The organism is Octadecabacter sp. SW4, from assembly GCF_008065155.1.
GTDB lineage: Bacteria > Pseudomonadota > Alphaproteobacteria > Rhodobacterales > Rhodobacteraceae > SW4.
Genome location: NZ_CP042819.1, coordinates 2,299,989 through 2,319,745 on the forward strand (window position 1 = coordinate 2,299,989; position 19,757 = coordinate 2,319,745).

General features: G+C 61.0%; 24 protein-coding genes. 14 read left to right on the forward strand and 10 right to left on the reverse strand.

What is annotated here, in order from left to right:
* Positions 1–87 precede the first annotated feature (87 nt).
* From FTO60_RS11320 to dtd, 11 genes are all read left to right on the forward strand, one after another.
* Positions 88–870, forward strand: coding sequence for a class I SAM-dependent methyltransferase (locus FTO60_RS11320; protein ID WP_148056057.1), 783 nt, complete (start codon positions 88–90; stop codon positions 868–870).
* A gap of 9 nt (positions 871–879) precedes the next feature.
* On the forward strand, positions 880–1,707 hold the full coding sequence (locus FTO60_RS11325; protein ID WP_148056058.1) for a pseudouridine synthase: 828 nt from the start codon (positions 880–882) through the stop codon (positions 1,705–1,707).
* A gap of 60 nt (positions 1,708–1,767) precedes the next feature.
* The gene (locus FTO60_RS11330; protein ID WP_148056059.1) at positions 1,768–2,613 is read left to right on the forward strand and encodes a TerC family protein; all 846 of its coding nucleotides are present in this window, start codon (positions 1,768–1,770) and stop codon (positions 2,611–2,613) included.
* 135 nt (positions 2,614–2,748) lie between these two features.
* A complete protein-coding gene (locus FTO60_RS11335) occupies positions 2,749–3,615 on the forward strand; it encodes a 5-bromo-4-chloroindolyl phosphate hydrolysis family protein (RefSeq protein WP_148056060.1) in 867 nt (288 codons plus the stop codon).
* 21 nt (positions 3,616–3,636) lie between these two features.
* Positions 3,637–4,839 (forward strand): toxic anion resistance protein, encoded by a 1,203-nt coding sequence (locus tag FTO60_RS11340; protein WP_148056061.1) that lies wholly within the window; start codon positions 3,637–3,639, stop codon positions 4,837–4,839.
* Between the two features lie 147 nt (positions 4,840–4,986).
* Positions 4,987–5,838, forward strand: coding sequence for a DUF2927 domain-containing protein (locus FTO60_RS11345; protein WP_148056062.1), 852 nt, complete (start codon positions 4,987–4,989; stop codon positions 5,836–5,838).
* 37 nt (positions 5,839–5,875) lie between these two features.
* Entirely contained in the window at positions 5,876–6,973 is a 1,098-nt protein-coding gene (locus FTO60_RS11350; protein WP_148056063.1) for an SPFH domain-containing protein, read from the forward strand.
* Between the two features lie 5 nt (positions 6,974–6,978).
* Positions 6,979–7,302 (forward strand): MobA protein, encoded by a 324-nt coding sequence (locus tag FTO60_RS11355; protein WP_148056064.1) that lies wholly within the window; start codon positions 6,979–6,981, stop codon positions 7,300–7,302.
* Positions 7,303–7,429: 127 nt separating this feature from the next.
* Entirely contained in the window at positions 7,430–8,551 is a 1,122-nt protein-coding gene (locus tag FTO60_RS11360; RefSeq protein ID WP_148056065.1) for a primosomal protein N' (replication factor Y) - superfamily II helicase, read from the forward strand.
* Positions 8,552–8,566: 15 nt separating this feature from the next.
* Positions 8,567–9,481 (forward strand): carbohydrate kinase, encoded by a 915-nt coding sequence (locus tag FTO60_RS11365; RefSeq protein ID WP_148056066.1) that lies wholly within the window; start codon positions 8,567–8,569, stop codon positions 9,479–9,481.
* Positions 9,478–9,921, forward strand: coding sequence for a D-aminoacyl-tRNA deacylase (dtd, locus tag FTO60_RS11370; protein ID WP_148056067.1), 444 nt, complete (start codon positions 9,478–9,480; stop codon positions 9,919–9,921). The genes FTO60_RS11365 and dtd overlap by 4 nt, the downstream gene beginning before the upstream one ends.
* Here the strand turns inward: dtd and FTO60_RS11375 are convergent.
* The 3 genes from FTO60_RS11375 to FTO60_RS11385 are packed head-to-tail and all read right to left on the reverse strand — an operon-like array spanning position 9,918 to position 11,928.
* Positions 9,918–10,706 (reverse strand): metal ABC transporter permease, encoded by a 789-nt coding sequence (locus tag FTO60_RS11375; RefSeq protein ID WP_148056068.1) that lies wholly within the window; start codon positions 10,704–10,706, stop codon positions 9,918–9,920. The genes dtd and FTO60_RS11375 overlap by 4 nt on opposite strands.
* Entirely contained in the window at positions 10,706–11,437 is a 732-nt protein-coding gene (locus FTO60_RS11380) for a metal ABC transporter ATP-binding protein (RefSeq protein ID WP_148056069.1), read from the reverse strand. Before FTO60_RS11380 ends, FTO60_RS11375 begins: the two co-directional genes overlap by 1 nt.
* Positions 11,434–11,928, reverse strand: coding sequence for a Fur family transcriptional regulator (locus FTO60_RS11385; RefSeq protein WP_148056070.1), 495 nt, complete (start codon positions 11,926–11,928; stop codon positions 11,434–11,436). Before FTO60_RS11385 ends, FTO60_RS11380 begins: the two co-directional genes overlap by 4 nt.
* Positions 11,929–12,001: 73 nt before the next feature.
* Here FTO60_RS11385 and FTO60_RS11390 point away from each other — a divergent pair, with 73 nt between their 5' ends.
* Entirely contained in the window at positions 12,002–12,889 is an 888-nt protein-coding gene (locus tag FTO60_RS11390; protein WP_148056071.1) for a zinc ABC transporter substrate-binding protein, read from the forward strand.
* On the opposite strand, the gene FTO60_RS11395 is transcribed toward FTO60_RS11390, so the two are convergent.
* The 3 genes from FTO60_RS11395 to FTO60_RS11405 form a co-directional block, all read right to left on the reverse strand.
* On the reverse strand, positions 12,886–14,445 hold the full coding sequence (locus tag FTO60_RS11395; protein WP_148056072.1) for a trimethylamine methyltransferase family protein: 1,560 nt from the start codon (positions 14,443–14,445) through the stop codon (positions 12,886–12,888). The two genes, FTO60_RS11390 and FTO60_RS11395, sit on opposite strands and share 4 nt — an antisense overlap.
* Positions 14,446–14,530: 85 nt before the next feature.
* Positions 14,531–15,229 carry an HAD family hydrolase gene (locus tag FTO60_RS11400; RefSeq protein ID WP_148056073.1) on the reverse strand — a complete coding sequence of 233 codons (699 nt, stop codon included), beginning with the start codon at positions 15,227–15,229 and terminating at the stop codon, positions 14,531–14,533.
* A gap of 79 nt (positions 15,230–15,308) precedes the next feature.
* Positions 15,309–15,587 (reverse strand): DUF3572 domain-containing protein, encoded by a 279-nt coding sequence (locus tag FTO60_RS11405; protein ID WP_148056074.1) that lies wholly within the window; start codon positions 15,585–15,587, stop codon positions 15,309–15,311.
* Positions 15,588–15,680: 93 nt separating this feature from the next.
* Here FTO60_RS11405 and FTO60_RS11410 point away from each other — a divergent pair, with 93 nt between their 5' ends.
* Entirely contained in the window at positions 15,681–17,081 is a 1,401-nt protein-coding gene (locus FTO60_RS11410; RefSeq protein WP_148056075.1) for a diguanylate cyclase, read from the forward strand.
* Between the two features lie 6 nt (positions 17,082–17,087).
* Here the strand turns inward: FTO60_RS11410 and FTO60_RS11415 are convergent, their stop codons facing one another.
* The 4 genes from FTO60_RS11415 to FTO60_RS11430 form a co-directional block, all read right to left on the reverse strand.
* Positions 17,088–17,591: a periplasmic heavy metal sensor gene (locus FTO60_RS11415; protein WP_148056076.1), complete on the reverse strand. Its 504-nt coding sequence runs from the start codon at positions 17,589–17,591 to the stop codon at positions 17,088–17,090.
* Positions 17,592–17,593: 2 nt separating this feature from the next.
* Positions 17,594–17,950 (reverse strand): hypothetical protein, encoded by a 357-nt coding sequence (locus FTO60_RS11420; RefSeq protein ID WP_254696791.1) that lies wholly within the window; start codon positions 17,948–17,950, stop codon positions 17,594–17,596.
* Complete coding sequence (locus FTO60_RS11425; protein ID WP_148056078.1) at positions 17,934–18,530, reverse strand: RNA polymerase sigma factor; 597 nt, start codon at positions 18,528–18,530, stop codon at positions 17,934–17,936. The genes FTO60_RS11420 and FTO60_RS11425 overlap by 17 nt, the downstream gene beginning before the upstream one ends.
* Before the next feature lie 100 nt (positions 18,531–18,630).
* A complete protein-coding gene (locus FTO60_RS11430) occupies positions 18,631–19,164 on the reverse strand; it encodes an EF-hand domain-containing protein (RefSeq protein ID WP_148056079.1) in 534 nt (177 codons plus the stop codon).
* 197 nt (positions 19,165–19,361) lie between these two features.
* On the opposite strand from FTO60_RS11430, the gene FTO60_RS11435 reads away from it, so the two are divergent.
* Complete coding sequence (locus tag FTO60_RS11435) at positions 19,362–19,751, forward strand: DUF983 domain-containing protein (RefSeq protein WP_148056080.1); 390 nt, start codon at positions 19,362–19,364, stop codon at positions 19,749–19,751.
* The last annotated feature ends 6 nt before the right edge of the window (positions 19,752–19,757 follow it).

Sequence of the window (19,757 nt, forward strand, 5' to 3'; positions counted from 1 at the left end):
GGATGCCTCAGGCGGGGGTTTATCGAAACAGAAGAGTTTTGGAGTTTGTGCGATTGTCAGGCGGGGTGCGGCTGGCTAGCGTGGGGCATGGACAAGGACATCTACGACCCCGCCTATGTGGCTGATTTGTTTGACCGATGCAGCGGCAACTATCGCCGGTGGTCGGCAATCAGTTCGTTCGGCTTTGTGTGGCTTTGGCGCCGACAGTGCGTCTCGCGCTTGATCGGGCAACGGCAGATTGCGCGGATCAGGGATGGTCAGCTGGGCGATGCCCCGCCCCCGCTTCCGGTCGTGGTTGATCTGATGGCCGGCACCGGCGAGGTCTGGCCGCATGTTTTGAAAGCCCTTCCCCGCGCGCGCATTCGCGCGATCGATATTTCCCCAAGGATGCACCGCGAGGCGGTCGCTCGGCTGCACAGCGGCCGCGAAGGCCAGATCGAACATCTGGCGGCCAATGCGCTGCAGGATATCTTGCCCGAAGGCAGCGCAGACCTGTTGATTTCGACCTTTGGGCTCAAGACCTTTAATCCCAGCCAACAGACTGTTCTGGCCCGTCAGATCGCGCGCCTGTTGCACGACGGCGGCAGTTTCGCCCTGATCGAGGCCTCAGACCCCAAGGGCTGGATTTTGCGCCCGTTCTACCGCTTTTATCTGGATCGCGCCCTGCCCCTGATCGAAAAGCTGTTTCTGAAAGGTGCGCAAGATTTTTCCATGATCGGCGATTACACCCGTGGTTTCGGTGATTGTGCACATATGGCCGAAGCCCTGCGCGCCGCAGGCCTGAACGTCGCCATGAAGCGCCACTTTTTCGGCTGCGCCACCAGTGTTGCCGGTCACAAGCCGATTGCGCCGCGCGCCGTGCCGCACTAAGGCTGGCCCATGACCGACACCCCCACACCGGGCGACCGCATCGCCAAAGTCCTGTCCCGTGCAGGTATCGCAAGCCGCCGCGAGGCCGAGCGCATGATCGAAGCGGGTCGTGTGCAGGTGAATGGCAAACTGATCGACAGCCCTGCCTTGAATGTCACCGCCAAAGACAGGATCTTGGTGGATGGCAAACCTGTGGGCGAGCCTGATCCGCCACGCATCTGGCTTTATCACAAACCCACCGGCCTTGTGACGACCGAGCGCGATGAAAAGGGCCGCGAGACCGTGTTTGACGCGCTGCCCGCCGATATGCCCCGCGTGATGTCGGTGGGACGTCTGGATATCAACTCCGAAGGCTTGCTGGTGCTGACCAACGACGGCGAAATAAAGCGCAAGCTGGAACTGCCCAGCACCGGCTGGTTGCGCCGCTACCGTGTGCGCATCAATGGCGCGGTGAGCGAGGCCAAGCTCGATCTTTTGCGCAAGGGGATCACCTTTGAGGGGATCACCTATCAGCCGATGGAGGTCACGTTTGACCGCCAACAGGGGGCGAATGCCTGGCTGACCGTGGCCATCCGCGAGGGCAAGAACCGTGAAATCCGTCGCGCGATGGAGGCGATCGGGGTGGCCGTGAACCGGCTGATCCGGGTCAGCTATGGCCCTTTCCAACTGGGCAACCTGAAACAGGGCGCGGTCGAGGAACTGAAATCGCGCGTTGTGCGCGACCAGCTTGGCCTGTCCGAGCGCCCGCAACCGCAACGCACGCGGCGCAACATCGGCAAGCCAACGCCCCGCAACGCCAAATCTGCCCCCAATAGGGGGAAAAGCTCGCGCAGTTGAACCTTGTGCCATATGCCAGTCTGTGCATTTTAACCCCAACGCGACATTTGGGGACATATCATGGCCGACCTGCTGACACTGGAAAACGCGACAAACCTGATCATGCTTTGCTTTTTGCAGGCGGTTTTGGGCTTTGATAACCTGCTTTATATCTCGATCGAAAGCCAGCGCGCGCCGGTGGCCCAGCAAAAGGCCGTGCGCACGTGGGGCATCATCATCGCCGTGGCGTTGCGTGTGATCCTGTTGTTTGTGATGATCCAGCTTCTCAATGCCCTGAACGCGCCGTTCTATACCTTTGAATGGGACGGAGTGATCACCGGCAGCGTCAACTTTGCTACTGTCGTGTTCATCGTCGGCGGGGCATTCATCATGTATACGGCCGTCAAGGAAATCGGGCACATGCTGTCGATTGAAAAGCTTGCGCACGATGTCGAGGGGAAGTCGGGCAAATCGGCGACGCAGGTCGTCTTGCTGATCGTCTTTATGAACCTGATCTTCTCGTTTGATTCCGTGCTGTCGGCGATTGCGATTACCGATGTCTTCCCGATCCTGGCAACCGCAATCATCCTCAGCGGGCTGGCCATGCTGTTGCTGGCGGATGGTGTTACCAATTTCCTGCAAAAGAACCGCATGTATGAAGTTCTGGGCCTGTTTATCCTGCTGATCGTCGGCGTTGTGCTGCTGGGCGAAAGTGGGCAGGCGGCGGTGCATGGCCTTGAGGCGATGGGCGTGCCCTACGAGGAGGCCAAGGCCGAGGCGCTCAAGGTCTTTGGCCGCGAAATCATCCCGATGTCGAAATCCACCTTTTACTTCTCGGTTGTGGTGCTGGTTGCGGTCGAAGTGCTGCAATCGGGCTATAGCCGCAAATTGAACGCCGAACGCGCCGCGCTGCAAGAACACTCGTAAACGCGCGCGCCACGGACTATCTTAGGGCTGATACGGTGCAACTGGGGGCACAGACATGATCAAGAATGTGGCATACGGCGCGCTTTTGCTGCTTCTGCTTGGCATTTCGACCGGCTGGATTGCGGGGCTTTAGGCATGGCACAACGCTTTGGCGGCAAACATAGCCCGAACACTGCAAGCGCCCCCGCGCCCGAAGTCATTGACGAACGCAAGGTCGATGCCGCGGGCGCGCGCGCGAATTTACTTTTCGTGCCGCCGGTGATCCTTGTGTTTACCTCGCTCAACGAAGGGGCAACGGGCCTTGCCATTGGGCTGGTCGCCGCCGGCTTGCTGACACTGGGTGCGTGGTTGCTGCGGGACGGATTACGCGCGACGGCGGCCTATGAGGCGCGCAAGGTTGCCCGCCGCCCCGCTGTTCCACGCAAGATATTTGCCGCTGTGGCTACGGGTCTTGGGGCCGGATTGGCCAGCTATGCGACTGACCCGAATTTGATTGCGGGCGGTCTTTATGCCTTGATCGCTGGCGCCCTGCACATCACGGCGTTCGGCATCGACCCCTTGAAAGACAAGCGCATGGACGGCATCGACACCTTCCAGCAAGACCGCGTTGCCCGCGTCGTGGACGAGGCCGAGGCCTATTTGCGCGCCATGAAAGACCATATTGCCACGCTCAATGATCGCCCGCTTGATCTGCGCGTCACTGCCTTTCAAACCGCCGCCCGCCGGATGATCCGCACAGTCGAAGAAGACCCGCGCGACCTGACGGGCGCGCGCAAGTTTCTGGGCGTCTATCTGATGGGTGCGCGCGATGCCTCGGTCAAGTTCGTTGATGTCTACAAGCGCAATCGCGACGACGTGGCGCGTGCCGACTATGAAGCCCTGCTGAGCGATCTTGAGCAGAATTTCGCCGCACGAACAGAAAAGCTGTTGCTGGACGACCGCAGTGACATGGACATTGAAATCAAGGTGCTGCGCGATCGGTTGCAGCGCGAAGGCCTGTAAGGGTCAGTAAAGGGGGACATTATGTCTGATACCGTTGTGAACAATATGCAAAAAGCCCAAGCCACGCTGGCCGAGGTCGAAAAAGTCACCGCCGTGGTTCTGGCCGAGCCCAAGAACGAGCTGGTGACCCTTGAAAGCGCAAACAAGAAAACCGGCGCTGAAATCACCAAGCGCATGGCCGAACTGGACATGTCAGACACCAATTCGATCATCTCGTTCGGGTCATCAGCCCAGTCGGAATTGCAGGTGATCAGCCAATCCATGCTGCAAGGCGTGCGCAACAAGGATGTCGGCCCTGCCGGTGACAGCCTGCGCCAGATCGTCACCACGATCCGCGGTTTCAACGTCAGCGAACTGGATGTGCGCCGCAAACGCTCGTGGTGGGAAAGGCTGCTTGGCCGCATGGCGCCTGCCGCAAAATTCGCCGCCCGTTTCGAAACCGTGCAGGGCCAGATTGACAAGGTGACGGACGATCTGCTGCGCCACGAACATGTGCTGCTCAAAGACATCGAAAGCCTTGATGTGCTTTATGACAAGACGCTGGCGTTTTACGACGAACTTGCGCTGTATATTGCCGCTGGCGAGGAAAAGCTGAAAGAGCTGGACGAGAAAACCATTCCCGCCAAGGTCGCCGAAGTCGAAAAAGCCCCCGAAGAACAGGGCGTGATGAAGGCGCAGGAACTGCGCGACATGCGCGCCGCACGTGACGATCTGGAACGCCGGGTCCACGACCTGAAACTGACCCGTCAGGTAACGATGCAATCGCTGCCTTCGATCCGTCTGGTGCAGGAAAACGACAAATCGCTGGTCACCAAGATCAATTCGACGCTGATCAACACCGTGCCGCTGTGGGAAACGCAACTGGCGCAGGCCGTCACCATCCAGCGTAGTGCCGAGGCCGCCGTGGCGGTGCGCGACGCCAATGACCTGACCAATGAATTGCTGACCGCGAACGCTGAAAACCTGCGCAGCGCCAACAAGATGATCCGCACCGAAATGGAACGCGGCGTATTCGATATCGAAGCGATCAAAAAGGCCAACGCCGACCTGATCGGCACCATCGAGGAATCCCTGCAAATCGCGGACGAAGGCAAGCGCAAGCGCGCCGAGGCCGAAAAGGAACTGCAGACAATGGAGGCCGAACTCAAGGCAACGCTGTCTGCCGCCAAGGCACGTGGCACGGGCACCGGCGACACCATCGGCACGGCCGCAGGCGCGGACTAAACGGTTGGGCCGCAAGGGAAACATCGCAGGCACGGTTCTGCGCGGTTTGGGCCTCGCGGCCCTGGTCGGATTGATGGGCTGCGAACAATCGCTGCCTGTCGACCCGATGCCCGCCCCCCTTCGCGCCCTGACCGGCTGTTTGAGCCGATGCCGGCCATGCCTGCCCCGATCCTTGCGCCCGATCAGGTGGACGCGGACAGTGCCGCCCTGCGGATTCACTATCAACGCCTGCAAAATGACCTGCTGGCCCAAGGGTTGTTGCGCACCGACGGTGGTGGGCCGGACACGCCCTTTACCGACACGATGCTGGCACGCAACTTCGTGCGTATTGCGCTGTTTGACGAGTATGTCGCTGACGGCGGCGGGTTTCGCGCCCAGCCGACCATCAGTAACCTGCGCCGCTGGGAACGCCCGATCCGGATGGACATTACCTTTGGTGATAGCATCCCCGAGGCGCAGCGCGTCGCCGACACAGATTCCGTGCGCGCTTATGCCGACCGCCTGGCGCGTCTGACCGGGCTGTCAATCACACCCACCAGCAATAACGCCAATTTCAACGTCCTGATTTTGAACGAAAACGACCGGCGTGGTTACGAGGCGCAATTGCGTGCCCTTGTCCCGAATATGGACGCCTCCACGATGCGGGCGATCATTGATCTGCCGCGCGACACCCTGTGCCTTGTGGTTGCCTTTTCAGAAGGCGGAGATGCCAGCTATTCCCGCGCCATCGCGCTGATCCGTGGTGAACACCCCGATCTGATGCGCCTTGCCTGCATCCACGAGGAAATCGCCCAAGGGCTCGGCCTGGCAAATGACAGCCCGCAGGCCCGCCCGTCGATTTTCAACGACGACGAAGAATTCGGCCTACTGACAACCCACGACGAAATGCTGCTGAAAATGCTGTATGATCCGCGCCTGAAAAACGGCATGACCGCCGCCGAGGCCGCGCCGATCGCACGGGTGATCGCGCGGGAATTGATGGCGGAGGGGGCAAGTTGATGGACACCACCGATTTCACACTGGAAGGGAGCCAAACATGGGCATTCTCGATTTTCTAACCGGCGAATTTATCGACGTCATTCATTGGACCGACGATACCCGCGACACGATGGTCTGGCGGTTCGAGCGCGAGGACCACGAGATAAAGTATGGCGCCAAGCTGACCGTGCGCGAAGGGCAAGCGGCAGTGTTCGTGCACGAAGGCCAGTTGGCCGATGTGTTCACGCCGGGCCTTTATATGCTTGAAACCAACAACATGCCCATCTTGACGACCTTGCAACACTGGGATCATGGTTTCAAAAGCCCGTTCAAATCGGAAATCTACTACGTCAATACGACGCGGTTCAACGATCTGAAATGGGGCACGAAGAACCCGATCATGCTGCGCGACCCCGAATTTGGCCCGACCCGTATTCGCGCCTATGGCACCTATTCCGTGCGCGTCACCGATCCCGCCAAGTTCCTGACCGAAATCGTCGGCACGGACGGCGAATTCACGATGGACGAGATCAGCTATCAGGTGCGCAATATCATCGTGCAGGAGTTTTCCCGCGTGATCGCCGCCTCGGGCATTCCGGTGCTGGATATGGCTGCCAACACCGCCGATCTGGGCAAGCTGATTGCTGGTGCGATTGCCGACACGGTCGCAGCTTACGGTATTTCCATCCCTGAGCTCTATATCGAAAACATCTCCCTACCGCCTGCGGTGGAAAAAGCGCTCGATACCCGCACCTCGCGCGGGCTGACGGGCGATCTGGACGCGCATATGAAATATGCCGCCGCCGAAGCCTTGCGTCAGGGCGGCGAAGCATCCGGCGCGATGGGTGCGGGACTGGGCGCAGGCATGGGTATGGCGATGGCGGGCCGAATGGCTGGCCCTTGGGGGGCGGTGCCTGCTGTTGCCCCTGTCGCGCCCCCGCCACCGCCCGTCGAAAAAGTCTGGCACATCGCTGAAGCGGGCAAGACCAAGGGGCCGTTTTCGCGCGCCACGATGGGTCAGATGGTCGCTAAGGGCGAAGTCACCCGCGAAACCCACGTCTGGACTGCCGGGCAGGATGGCTGGAAAACCGCCGATGACGTTGCCGAGCTGGCGCAGCTGTTCACGGTGATGCCGCCCCCGCCACCGGGGGCGTAGGATCAATGTCGGATCACCCTGCCCTGTTTGATCGCACCAGCGTGCGCTGGGGGTTGCAGGGTGATCCGGTCCTTTGGGACGCGCTGCAAATCCACTTTGATCAATCAGGTCTGCCCGACAGTAGTGCCGCCTTTGAAACAGCCCTTACCACACGGATCGAAGGGTTGATCGGCTGTTCGCTTGCCGATGCGCCCCAGCGAATACCTGTAAGGGCGTTCTTCTCAGAAAATGGCGGCATGTCCTCGGGCATGGTTGACCGCGATGTCTGGCGCAACAGTCTTATCCCTTTGTTGCTCGGGCGCTATCGTGACCGAACATCAACACACTGAAACTATCTGCCCGCCGCACCCGCCTTTACGTCGCCTTGCGGATCATGGCCCCGAAAATCCTGCATCGTTTCTTGTGAAATGCGCGCCGGATATGGCGTCAGCCGCCAAGCGTTGATATGTCTCGGACATGAGTGATACCACCGCGCCATACGATACGCCTGCCCCCGTCGAAGAACACCGCTTTCCCTGCGATCAATGCGGTGCTGATATGCGCTTTGATCCGGGGGAAAACCGCCTGATCTGCGATCATTGCGGCAACACCCAAGCCTTGTCGGCAGGCGATTATCGCGGCGGTGCGATCCGCGAACTGGACTTTCGCGCGGCCCTCGACAATCAGCTTCCGGATGCCGAAATCGAAGAAATCCGCGTGGTATCCTGCCCCAATTGCGGCGCGCAGATCGAAATCGATCAAACCGCCCATGCAATCGAATGTCCGTTCTGCGCCACGCCCGTGGTCACGGATACCGGGCTGCATCGTTACATCAAACCAAAGGGGCTGCTGCCTTTTGCACTGGATGAACGCGAGGCGCGCAATAATCTGACCAACTGGCTGGGCAGCCTGTGGTTTGCCCCGAACGGTGTGAAACAATATGCCCGCAAAGGCCGCGCGATGAACGGCATTTACGTGCCCTACTGGACCTTTGATGCGGACACCAAAAGCCAGTATCGCGGCGAACGCGGGACCGATTACTACGAAACAAAAACCGTGATGCGGGATGGCAAACGCACGCAGGTGCGCGTGCGCAAGACCCGGTGGCGCAATACATCGGGCCGCGTTGCACGGTTCTTTGATGATGTGCTGGTGCTGGCCTCGAAATCCTTGCCCAAGCGATACACCGACGGGCTGGAACCCTGGGATCTAGCCGCGCTGGAACCCTACCGTCCTGAATATCTGGCCGGTTTCCGCGCCGAGGGGTATCAGGTGGAACTGGACCAAGGCTATGGCGAGGCTCGCGCGCATATGGATCGCGTGATCCTGCGGGACGTGAAATTCGACATTGGCGGTGACCGCCAGCGCGTGCACGGGATCAACACCCAGATCAGCGATGTCACGTTCAAACATATTCTGCTGCCCGTCTGGATGGCCGCCTATAAATATCGTGGTAAGACCTATCGCTTTGTCGTCAATGGTCGCACAGGGCGCGTCCAGGGCGAACGCCCCTATTCCGCAATCAAGATCGCGATGGCCGTGATCTTTGGTCTGATCATTGCAGGGATCGCAGGATATGTTATCGCTAACAGCCAATAGAACCGGAGACCGCAAATGATTCTGTCCTGTGGCGAAGCCCTGATCGACATGCTGCCGCGCACATCAGACGCGGGCGAACCCGCCTTTGCCCCCTATGCGGGGGGGGCGGTGTTCAACACGGCGATTGCGCTGGGGCGGCTTGGCGTGCCTGCCAGCTTTTTCAGTGGGATCAGTTCGGATTTTCTGGGCGACATCCTTTTGGAATCGCTACGCGAGAGCAACGTTGCAAACGGTCTATGCCACATCAGCGACCGTCCCTGCACGGTGGCCTTTGTCAAACTGGTGAACGGTCAGGCGACCTATGCGTTTTACGATGAAAACACAGCCGGGCGGATGCTTGCGGTTGATGACCTTCCCAGCGTCACGGCAGACGCGCTGTTTTTTGGTGGAATCAGCCTTGTGGTTGACCCATGTGGTGGCGCTTACGAGGCTTTGATGCTACGCGAAAGCGCATCCAAGGTCACGATGATTGACCCCAATATCCGCCCCTCCTTCATCAAGGACGAAGCCCGCTACCGCGCCCGTATTGACCGGATGCTGCGCGCCGCCGACATCGTGAAACTGTCGGACGAAGACCTGCATTGGCTGATGGGTGCGGGCGATATCACCGATTTGGCGCGCAAGATCGTGGCGATGGGTCCGCGCCTTGTCTGCATCACCGAAGGCGCCAAGGGTGTGACCGGTTTCACCTCTGCCGATAATATCTTCGTGCCGTCAAATGTGGTGCAGGTCGTCGATACGGTTGGTGCCGGTGACACGTTCAATGCGGGCCTGTTGGCAGCACTGCACAAGCGCGGTGTGCTGACCAAGGAAAAGATCGCCACGCTTGATCCGGCCACGATCACCGCCGCATTGACGATGGGGGTGAACGCCGCCGCAGTGACTGTCAGCCGCGCGGGCGCCAACCCGCCCTGGGCGCACGAGTTGTGAGGGCACTGATCCAGCGCGTCAGCGCCGCCAGCGTTTTGGTCGCAGGCGAACCGATCGGCGCTATTGATCGCGGTCTGCTGATCCTTGTCTGCGCCATGCAGGGTGACACGCCCGACCTGCCCGCGAAACTTGCGGCCAAGATCAGCAAACTGCGCGTTTTTTCCGATGGCGCGGGCAAGATGAACCTGTCCCTGACCGATATTGGTGGCAGCGCCCTGGTCGTCAGTCAGTTCACACTGGCGGCCGACACATCGCGCGGCAATCGCCCCGGATTTTCCACCGCCGCCGCACCCGAGGCCGGGAACGCGGCTTACGAGGCGTTCAAATCCGCCCTTGCAGCCCTTGGAATCCCGGTGCAATCGGGGCGTTTCGGGGCGGATATGCAGGTAGCCCTCACCAACGACGGCCCCGTCACGATCTGGATCGACACCGACGCCTAGGCGCGCAGCCGCGTCGCAATGGTGCCAAGCGCGAACAGCATCACAGCAACGGTCACAATCGACGGGCCAGCGGGTGTTTCCAACCGCAAGCTCAGGGCCATTCCACCAAGCGCCGAGAGCACGCCGATCAAGACCGCCAGCACCGCCATGCCTTCGGGGGTGCGCGCCATGCCGCGGGCGGTGGCAGCGGGAACGATCAGCAATGCAGTGATCAAAAGCGCGCCCACCACCTTGATCGACACCGCAACGACCATCGCCAGCAGCAAGGTCAGGATCAATTGTTCGCGGCGCGGATTGATCGTTGCGGCATGCGCCAGATCGGGTGACACCGTGGCTGTCAGCAGGGCCGTCCAATGGCGCCACAGCACCGCGCTGACAATCACCGCCCCGCCCCAGATCACCGCCAGATTTGTCGTGCTGACCAATAACACATCGCCAAACAGATAGGCATCCAGATCAATGCGCCGTCCCGGTACCAGCGACACCGCGACAAGCCCCAGCGCCAGCGCCCCATGCGACACGACACCCAGCAAGGTATCGATCGCAACCCCCCGCCCGCTCAGGGAAAAGACCAGCAAGGACGCGGCCAGCGACACGGCCAGCACGCCCGTGAAAATCGAAAACGAAAACGCCAGCGCCAAGGCCACCCCAAGGATCGCCGCATGGGCCGTGGCATCGCCGAAATAGGCCATGCGCCGCCAAACGACAAAACAGCCCAGCACGCCTGTAGCAAGGGCGGTGCCGACCGCAGCCAGCACCGCGCGTATCACAAAATCATCGAGCATCAGGCGTGATCCTTGTGGTCGTGGTCATGATCATGATCATGGTCGTGGCGGTAAAGGGCCAGCGCCCCCTTGGTCCCCGTCCCGAACAATTCGCGGTAGGCCGGCGCGGCGGTCACGACGTCGGGCGTGCCTTCGCAGCAGATATGCCCGTTCAGACAGATCACACGGTCCGACGCGCTCATCACCACGTGCAATTCGTGGCTGACCATGACAACCGCGCAGCCAAGCTCGTGGCGCACCGCGTCAATCTGGCGATAGAAACTGGCCGAACCGGGCTGGTCCAGCCCCTGCGTCGCCTCGTCCAGCAGCAACAAATTGGGGCGCGACAGGATCGCGCGGGCCAGCAGCACGCGCTGGAACTGCCCACCCGAAAGCGTCACCATCTGTTGCTGCCCCACCCCCGAAACCCCAGCCTTTTCAAGCGCCTGAGAGGCATCGCTGCTGCGCACCCGCTTGGGCAGATCAAGAAACCGGCGCACCGTCATCGGCAAGGTCGGGTCAATATGCAGGGTTTGCGGCACATAGCCGATCCGCAGATCAGGGGCGCGGACAACGGTGCCCTTGGTCGGTTGCAGCGCGCCGATCATCACCCGCAACAAAGTCGATTTCCCCGACCCGTTCGGGCCGACAATCGTGACGATCTCGCCCTTTTCAATAGCCAGGGTGACGTTGTGCAAGACAGCGCCGCCGCTATGGCGCGCCTCGATCCCGGTCAGCGTCAGCAGGCTCATGGACGTGCACCAGTCTGGCAGTCGGGGCACAGCCCTTCAGCTTCGATCACGGTCTGCTCAATCTGGAAACCGCTGCGCGCTGCGCTGTCACCCAAGGGGGCCTTTGCGCGGGCCTCGGCGACGGTGCCGCAAGCGCGACAGATCATGAACGCGGGGCTGTGGCTTTCGTTGGGGTCGGTGCAGGCGATAAAGGCATTGAGCCGCTCAATCCGATGCACGAATCCTTGATCGACCAGAAACGTCAGGGCGCGGTAGGCCACCGGCGGCTTTGACCCAAATCCTTCGGCATCAAGACGCGCCAGAACGTCATAGGCGCCCAGCGCCTCGTGGGATTCCAGCAGAATTTCCAGCACACGGCGGCGCACGGGCGTGAACTGCACCCCGCGCGCGGCGCATCGCCGATCAGCCGCCGCCAAGGCACCGGACTGGCAGGCGCTGTGATCATGCGCAACAAAGCCAAGCGGCGTTTCAGATGTGTCGTGGCGGGCCATCGCAAACCTAGGGGTTGTTACGTTATAACATATCCTCTATATCGGCCGCGCACTCCATTCGCAAGAGGTTCCCATGCTGCGCTTTTCCCTCCCTTTTCTAATGTTCTTCCCAGCCGCCTTACGGGCCGAAACACCCAATGTGGTGGCCGATATCGCCCCTGTGCACAGCCTGGTGGCACAGGTGATGGGCGACCTTGGCGACCCGGCATTGTTGCTGCGCGCCGGTGCCTCGCCGCATGATTACGCCCTGCGCCCAAGCGATGCACGCGCCCTCAATGACGCCGGTGTCGTGATCTGGGTTGGCGAAGGGCTGACGCCGTGGCTCTTGGATCCGATCGAAAACTTCGCCGATGACGTGTCGGTGCTGACCCTGCTGGACACCGACGGATGGGAGGCGGTTGGCACCGAAGAGGGCCACGATGATAACCTTGAGGATGTTCACAGCGATACCGAAACCCATGCATGGCTTGACCCCGAAGTCGCGCAGGCTTGGCTGACGCAGATCGCCGACACCTTGGCCACTGCTGACCCCGAAAACGCCGCCGCCTACGCTGCCAACGCCGCCGCAGCCCGCGCGCGCCTAGCGAGTCTGGTGGCTGATATCGACGCCCGTGTGACTCCGCTGCGCGGCACGCCCTATCTGGTGTCACACGATGCCTATGGCTATTTCGCACGCCGGTTTGATCTGCCCAGCAGCGGCGCGATTGCCTTGTCGGATGCGCAAACGCCCAGTGCAACAAGGATCGCCAGTCTTCAAACGACCCTCCAGGTCGAAGCCATCACCTGCATCCTGATCGACCCGCAGGTCGATCCCCGCTGGGCCGCACTGGTCGGTGAAGGGGCCGATGTGCGGCTGGTGCCGGTCGACGTGCTTGGCGGCGACATCGCGCCGGGGCCGGATCATTACGCCACGATGCTGACCCGCTTGGCGGACCAGTTTGAAACCTGTCTTGCGCCCTAGAAATCGGTTGGCGCGCCGCCCTCGGCCTTGCGGCGCTCCACAAAGGCGGCCAGCTCTTCCTTGATAGCGATGTCCATCGGCGGTGCTTCGAATTCGGCGATGATGTTCTTGAACATCTTGTGGGCGCGCTCGGCCGTCCAGACGCCGCCTGCGATTTCCCATGCCTCAAAGTTGCGCCAGTCGCTGATGAACGGCTGGTGGAACGCGGTTTCATAGCGATCCTGGGTGTGCTGCACACCGAAATAATGCCCGCCGCTGCCAACTTCGCGGATGGTCTCGACGGCGATCTCATCTGGCCCCGTGGCGGTAATGGCGGGGTCCATATAGCGCTGGATCATTTGCAGGATTTCGCAATCCATGATGAATTTTTCGGGGCTGGCGATCAGCCCGCCCTCGAGCCAGCCAGCCGCGTGATAGACCACATTCGTGCCCGATTGCACCGCCGACCACAGGCTGTTGGATGTCTCCCACATCGCCTGCCCGTCCGGCACATTGGCGGCACATACACCGCTGGCGCGCATCGGCAGCCCGTAAAACCGCGCCATCTGACCGGTCATCTGCGTGGCACGCATGTATTCGGGCGTGCCAAAGGCCGGGGCACCAGACATCATATCGACATTGCTGGTGAAGGTGCCGATGACACAGGCACACCCCGGTTTGACGTATTGAAACAGGGCAATCGCGCTCAGACCTTCGGCAATCGACAAGGTCACGGCGCCCGACATGGTGACCGGCGCCATCGCCCCCGCAAGGGTGAACGGCGTGACAATCACCGCCTGCCCCTTGCGAATGGCGCGCAGGCAACCGTCAATCATCGGCACATCATGCTTCAGCGGGCTTGTGGAATTGATGTTGGTATACATATGCGGCCTGGCGGCGAATTCTTCCTCGCTCAGCCCGCCCGCAATACGCACCATTTCCATTACATCCTCGACCCGCTCCTTGCCCAAGGAATAAGCGTGGCAGGCCTTGTCGGTGAGCAGCAGCTTGTCGTGCACCACGTCCAGATGCCGGACCGAGGCGTGGATATCGACAGGTTCCACCGGATAGCCGCCCGCAAAGTGGATGCAGTTGAAATACTGGGTCAGTTTCAGCAAATTGGCGCATTGTTCACGGTTGCCGCTGACCTTTTTTCCGATTTCAAGGTCGAAGTAATTGGGCGGCGACGACACATTGCCAAACAGCATCGTCTTGCCACCGATGGTGATTTCCCGGTCGGGGTTGCGCGGGGTGATGGTGAATTGTGCCGGTGCCGTGGCCAGCATTTCCATGACCCAGTCACGCCCCATCCGCACATTCGTGCCGTTGACGGTGCAGCCCGCCTTTTTGAAGATTTCCAGCGCTTCCTCGTTCAGAAACTCGATTCCGATATCTTCGAGAATACGCATCGCGCCATCGTGAATCGCCTGAACACCACCCTCGTCCAACGGCTCGGTCGGACGGTCGATATTGATCGGCGGATTGAACGGCATCTGTTTGAACAGTTGCGCGCCGCGGCGGGCGGTATTGGCGGCGCGGCCACCCGAGCGGCGTTTGCGTTGCGATGTGTCACTCATCCGGGACTCTCCTCGTTGTCCCAGCATTGCCCCCGCAGCACAGGCGCGCGGGGCCGTTCGCGACCTGTTTTGTCGCAAATCGTGTCTAGGTGCGGGAACTGTCCAGCCATGCGGGAATATCGGCGATGCTGCCCATCACGATATCGGCGCTTGGGGCCAGTTCGGCGCGGGTGGCAAGCCCGGTCAGAACCCCAACGGTGACCATGCCCGCCGCGCGCCCCGCATGTAGGTCGTGCAGGCTATCCCCGACCATCGCGCATTGCGTGGGCGGCAGACCGATATGGTCGCAAAACGCCAAAAGCTGCCCGGCGGCAGGTTTCGCGCCAAAACCGCTGTCAAATCCGGCGATGAAATCGAACTTTTCAGAAATTCCGGCGGCATCGAGATGCGCACGTGCGGGGGCTTCGGCGTCATTGGTCGCCACCCCAAGGCGCAATCCGCGCGCCACCAGACCACTCAGAAACGGGATCAGCGGCGCGGCTTCGGCTTGTGGCGCAAGGGCGGCCTTGGCGTTCATGCGCGCGATCAGGTCAGCCTTTGACTGGGGCGGCAACAGCGGCAGGATCACATCGGCGACGTCACTGGCCGTATGGGCGATCACGATGCTGTCGGGGCGGAACAGGCCGGTGCGCAGATCATAGCCCAAGACATCGGCCAGCGCGGCCATCAACACCGTATCACCACCCGATTCACCTTCAAGCAAGCCGCGCGTCCACCCGCCCCAGGTCGCGTTGAAATCAAACAATGTGCCGTCTTTATCGAAGAGGATCGCGTTAATCTTCATGTTAGGATGTCCGTAAGGTTGATGAACACACGGGAAAGGTTTGCATCACGTTTTCGTTCATCACGCGGCGGCAAACAGGTCATGTCCAGTTGATCTGCTCGGCACCGGGCAGCGCATATCGCGCGCGCAGCGGAAGGTCATAACCAAGCCCATGGTCGTCACAAAAGGCGATGATCCATTGATCATCCATCGTCAAATACTCAAGAACCGAGGCCAGAAACGCCGGATCGGCAGCGCGGGCGCGTAAATCTTCGGCCCGCGCGCCCGTTTGGCCAAGAAAGGCTGGGCCAAGGTCATCGTTCCCCGCCAGCCAGCCCAAAGCCTGAATTGCGATCAATTCGGCACGTTCAGGAGTCATTTGCCTTCCTTACGAAGACGGAAACTGTTTCTTAACCATTGCACGTCAATTTAGCTCCATCGGTCGTTAAGACCCTGCGAAAGGACGGCAATAATGTCTGGCAAAATTCTGATTGTCGATACAGTTGCGACGAACAGAATCGTATTAAGGGTGAACCTTATTGCGAGCCGACACGAAGTGCGCCTTTGCGCCTCTCTTGAACAGGCGCGCGCGGCGCTGAATGGCGCTCTGCCTAACCTGATCATTTGCGACACCGCCAATGGCGAAGCTGCGGCATTCGCCTTTTTCCGCAGTGTGAAATCCAACCCGGCGACCAGCCATATCCCGATCATCGCGACCGGTCAGTTCGACACGCCGCAGGCCCGTGTCGCCGCACTTGAGGCGGGCGCGGATGATCTGCTGGCCAAACCGCTGAGCGATGATGTCCTGCAGGCGCGGATACGCAGTTTGCTGCGCGCCCAGGACGCACAATCGGAACTGCGCCTGCGCGACGATACAAAACGCGCGCTCGGCTTTGCCGAGGCGCAACAGGCCTTCGTGACGACCAGCGAAGTCACGGTCGTCACGGCCCGCACGGACGCGGCGCAAATGGATTGCGCCAAGCTGGTGGCGGGCCAAGGGCGCCGCTGCAACCGCATCGCGCCGCAACAATTGCTGACCTGTCTTAACCTGAACCCGCTTCCCGACATGTTCGTGATCGACGCCACCGATACGGCCGAAACCGCGTTGGGCCTGGACAAGGCGCAAATCTACAAATTGGTCTCTGAGTTGCGCAGCCGATCCGAAACACGGCACGCAGCCCTGTTGGTGCGCTTTCCCGAATGCGCGGACGATGTGGCGGCGATGGTGCTTGATCTGGGGGCCAATGATATTGTGCCCGCAACCGCGCACCCGCGCGAAGTTGCCCACCGGATCAACGCCCTGTTGCAGCACAAACACCAGCAGGACCGGTTGCGCGACACCGTGCGCAGCGGGCTGCAAGCCGCTGTCACCGACCAGTTGACCGGGTTGTTCAACCGCCGCTACGCCCTGCCCCATCTGAAACGCATGGCAGATCGCGCCGCCGCTACGGGGCGGGATTTTGCGGTGATGGTTCTGGATATCGACCACTTCAAGGCGATCAATGACACCCACGGCCATGCAGTGGGCGATGATGTTCTGGTCAAGGTCGCCGACCGTCTGCGCAATAACCTGCGCGCCATCGACATGATCGCAAGGATCGGCGGCGAGGAATTTCTGATCGCCATGCCCGACACCACCAAAAGCGAAGCCCGCGACGCGGCCAAGCGCCTGTGCGCGTTGATCCAGAGTAACCCCTTCCAAAGCACGACCAACGGCAAAGCCATTCCGGTGACCCTGTCGATCGGTGTCGCCCTTGGCCACGGAGAGCGCCTGACCGACAATGGCACAAACGAAATCATGGGCCGTGCCGACGCCGCCTTGTTTGACGCAAAAACATCGGGGCGCAACACGATCGCGATGTCGCCCGCCTAAGCACGCCTAGTTGTTGCGCCCACCACCTTCACGGCCTATGTGGCCCATTTCCCGCTCAAGCCGGTCGGCAAATGCAGCGCGTGTTTCAGCGCTCATCTGGGCGATGCGGTCCAGCACAAGATCCTGCCCCAGCGCCTGGAACTGGGCCACACGCCCGCGCTGGCGCAACAGAATTTCCGCAGTTTTTTCAGGATCATAGGGCACGGCGCGCAGGGCAGCAACGAAGCTGTGCGTGTCTTCGATCATCGCCCGGCGATCACGGCGCAAATCAAGGCCACGCCCACGCATTTCGGCACGGATCGCGTCGACATCGTGCGGATCAAGCGCCCGCGCGTAAGGCCCAAGCGACAGGTCTACCCGGCGTCCGTCACCGCCCGGCCCACGCCCCGACAACAGCCCGCCCGCGATGACTCCTACAACCAGCAGGTTCAGCGCCAGCGAGATTACCAGAACGATCCTTACCTTGCGCCCGATCCCGCTGGCGGGCGGTGGTGTTTGCTCATTGGCCATCACTAGCCCTCCAATCCGAATGGATCACTCAGCTCGAGGAACGGAACCGCGACATCGCTGCTGCCCAGCAGATCGCCCGCAAAGCTATCAAGGCTTTGTGGCGGCGCGAACCCGATCCAGATGCCAGCAACAGTCGCCGCCGCAAGCCCGCTCACGGCGGGCCAACCACCCAAGATACCCACCAGCGTGGCGATAAACCCGCCACGACGTGCAGGTGCGCACGCTGGCACCGCCAGATTGGCAACCGCATCCGCCGCGATCCGCGCCATCAAGGCATCCGAGGGCACAGCATCACGCTCACGCGCCTTCGCAAACAGCTGGTCCAGCATTTTGTTGTCGTGGTCAGATGTCATCTTCATACCCCAGTTCCGCCTTGCGCGGTGCCAATCCGGCAGCCAAGGCCCGTTTACCCCGTGCGATCAGACTTTCGACCGCCTCGACGCTGATGTCCATAATCTGTGCAATCTCGGGATTGCCCAGTTCTTCGAGGTGACGCAAGGCCACCGCTTGGGCCTGCCTTTCGGGCAAACCCGCCAATCCGTCGCGCAGCGCATTCATGCGCGCATCGTCCTGCATCCGTTGCGCGACCGATGGCGCGCCGCTTTCGGGTTCCGCCACCGCAGCGAGCGCGACACCGCGCCCGCGTTTGCGCAGCCGGTCCGTGCAAAGGTTGGCCACCACGCGATACAGCCAGGTCGTTACCTGTGCTTCGCCCTGCCGCCAGTCGGGTGCGATTTTCCACAGGCGCATCAACGCGTCCTGGGTCACATCCTCGGCCTCGGCATGGTCCTGGAGCATCCGAAACGCCTGCCCCATGATGCGCGGCGCCAAACGTGCCGCCAGTTCCTGCGCAGCCGAAACATCCCCATTCGCATAAGCGATCAGAAGCGCGTCGTCCGGTGCGTCCTGCGGGGCGCTGGGGGCCGTTCGTGTTTGCATTAAACGCTTTGCTAATCACTTGTGCCGCTTGCGGCAATACTGGTGCCCGCCCGCACTGCGGGACAGGGGGAAGAGACAGGCGGGCACCACCGGTCACGGCTTAGTTGCCGTGACGTCCACCACGATCACCACGATCGCCGCGTCCACCGCGATCACCGCGATCACCGCGCTCAGCCATAAAGGCCAGAGCGGTCTCGTATTCCTGCGCGCTCAGGCTACCGTCATCATCGGTGTCCATCATGGCGAACATGCGGCCCTGACGATCCGTGTTGCGGTCTTCGCTGCGGGCCTGCATTTCGTCCATCTGCAAAAGCCCGTCATCATTGGCGTCCAGCCGTTCGATCATGCGGGTCATGTTGCGTTCACGGCGCGCATCTTCGCGGGCCGCAGCCGCGGCGGCAAGTTCTTCGGCCGAAAGGGCGCCATCGCCGTCCGTGTCCGACTGTGCAAACCGCTCGGCTGCCTGTGCCTGAATTGCGGCCTGCAGTTCTGCGGTCGTCACCAGACCATCATTGTCGGCGTCGATCTGTTCAAAGCCGGGCAGATCCGGCCCTCGGCCAGTTTGCCCTTGGGCCTCGGCCGTGTTGACCATCAGTGCCGTCGCAATACCTGCCATCAGAAGTGTCGTTTTCATTTCTTGTCCTTTCGAGGTTCAACTTCACCAGCGGCCCTCAACTGCCGCCGATACACCTCAAACGGGCCAGCGCCGGAGTTCCGTCGCGCATGCCAAATTTTTTTTCATCTTTTTGCGACATCGCGCCGCAACGCCACGATGCCCCCTTTATTTTTCAGCGCCAAAGCCGCATGTCTGAGCCTGCAAAAGGATCAATCATGCCCCAGGACACAGCCTTCGTGGATGACCGGCCGACAAAACCCGCCATTTGGCGGGGTTTTCAGCGTAAGTGCCCAAATTGCGGTGAGGGGCATCTGTTTCAGGGCTATCTCAAGGTTGTGGATCAATGTCCTGTGTGCCGCGAAGACCTGTATCACCATCGCGCTGATGATGGCCCCGCCTATCTGACCATTCTTGTGGTTGGCCACGTGATGGCCCCCCTGCTACACGTGGCATTTACGCAGTTTCGCCCCGATCCCCTTGTTCTCGCCACTATTTTTACGGTTGGGACTGTGGGATTATCACTTTACCTTCTGCCCAGACTGAAGGGGGTCGTGGTTGCCATACAATGGTCGCGGCGGATGCACGGGTTTGGCGCGCCCCAATAATCGGGG

What these genes read in the sequence shown, in the direction of transcription:
- FTO60_RS11320 (WP_148056057.1), top strand. Translation starts at nt 88, where the DNA reads ATGGACAAGGACATCTACGACCCCGCCTATGTGGCTGATTTGTTTGAC.
- FTO60_RS11325 (WP_148056058.1), top strand. Translation starts at nt 880, where the DNA reads ATGACCGACACCCCCACACCGGGCGACCGCATCGCCAAAGTCCTGTCC.
- FTO60_RS11330 (WP_148056059.1), top strand. Translation starts at nt 1,768, where the DNA reads ATGGCCGACCTGCTGACACTGGAAAACGCGACAAACCTGATCATGCTT.
- FTO60_RS11335 (WP_148056060.1), top strand. Translation starts at nt 2,749, where the DNA reads ATGGCACAACGCTTTGGCGGCAAACATAGCCCGAACACTGCAAGCGCC.
- FTO60_RS11340 (WP_148056061.1), top strand. Translation starts at nt 3,637, where the DNA reads ATGTCTGATACCGTTGTGAACAATATGCAAAAAGCCCAAGCCACGCTG.
- FTO60_RS11345 (WP_148056062.1), top strand. Translation starts at nt 4,987, where the DNA reads ATGCCGGCCATGCCTGCCCCGATCCTTGCGCCCGATCAGGTGGACGCG.
- FTO60_RS11350 (WP_148056063.1), top strand. Translation starts at nt 5,876, where the DNA reads ATGGGCATTCTCGATTTTCTAACCGGCGAATTTATCGACGTCATTCAT.
- FTO60_RS11355 (WP_148056064.1), top strand. Translation starts at nt 6,979, where the DNA reads ATGTCGGATCACCCTGCCCTGTTTGATCGCACCAGCGTGCGCTGGGGG.
- FTO60_RS11360 (WP_148056065.1), top strand. Translation starts at nt 7,430, where the DNA reads ATGAGTGATACCACCGCGCCATACGATACGCCTGCCCCCGTCGAAGAA.
- FTO60_RS11365 (WP_148056066.1), top strand. Translation starts at nt 8,567, where the DNA reads ATGATTCTGTCCTGTGGCGAAGCCCTGATCGACATGCTGCCGCGCACA.
- FTO60_RS11375 (WP_148056068.1), bottom strand. Translation starts at nt 10,706, where the DNA reads ATGCTCGATGATTTTGTGATACGCGCGGTGCTGGCTGCGGTCGGCACC.
- FTO60_RS11380 (WP_148056069.1), bottom strand. Translation starts at nt 11,437, where the DNA reads ATGAGCCTGCTGACGCTGACCGGGATCGAGGCGCGCCATAGCGGCGGC.
- FTO60_RS11385 (WP_148056070.1), bottom strand. Translation starts at nt 11,928, where the DNA reads ATGGCCCGCCACGACACATCTGAAACGCCGCTTGGCTTTGTTGCGCAT.
- FTO60_RS11390 (WP_148056071.1), top strand. Translation starts at nt 12,002, where the DNA reads ATGCTGCGCTTTTCCCTCCCTTTTCTAATGTTCTTCCCAGCCGCCTTA.
- FTO60_RS11395 (WP_148056072.1), bottom strand. Translation starts at nt 14,445, where the DNA reads ATGAGTGACACATCGCAACGCAAACGCCGCTCGGGTGGCCGCGCCGCC.
- FTO60_RS11400 (WP_148056073.1), bottom strand. Translation starts at nt 15,229, where the DNA reads ATGAAGATTAACGCGATCCTCTTCGATAAAGACGGCACATTGTTTGAT.
- FTO60_RS11405 (WP_148056074.1), bottom strand. Translation starts at nt 15,587, where the DNA reads ATGACTCCTGAACGTGCCGAATTGATCGCAATTCAGGCTTTGGGCTGG.
- FTO60_RS11410 (WP_148056075.1), top strand. Translation starts at nt 15,681, where the DNA reads ATGTCTGGCAAAATTCTGATTGTCGATACAGTTGCGACGAACAGAATC.
- FTO60_RS11415 (WP_148056076.1), bottom strand. Translation starts at nt 17,591, where the DNA reads ATGGCCAATGAGCAAACACCACCGCCCGCCAGCGGGATCGGGCGCAAG.
- FTO60_RS11420 (WP_254696791.1), bottom strand. Translation starts at nt 17,950, where the DNA reads ATGAAGATGACATCTGACCACGACAACAAAATGCTGGACCAGCTGTTT.
- FTO60_RS11425 (WP_148056078.1), bottom strand. Translation starts at nt 18,530, where the DNA reads ATGCAAACACGAACGGCCCCCAGCGCCCCGCAGGACGCACCGGACGAC.
- FTO60_RS11430 (WP_148056079.1), bottom strand. Translation starts at nt 19,164, where the DNA reads ATGAAAACGACACTTCTGATGGCAGGTATTGCGACGGCACTGATGGTC.
- FTO60_RS11435 (WP_148056080.1), top strand. Translation starts at nt 19,362, where the DNA reads ATGCCCCAGGACACAGCCTTCGTGGATGACCGGCCGACAAAACCCGCC.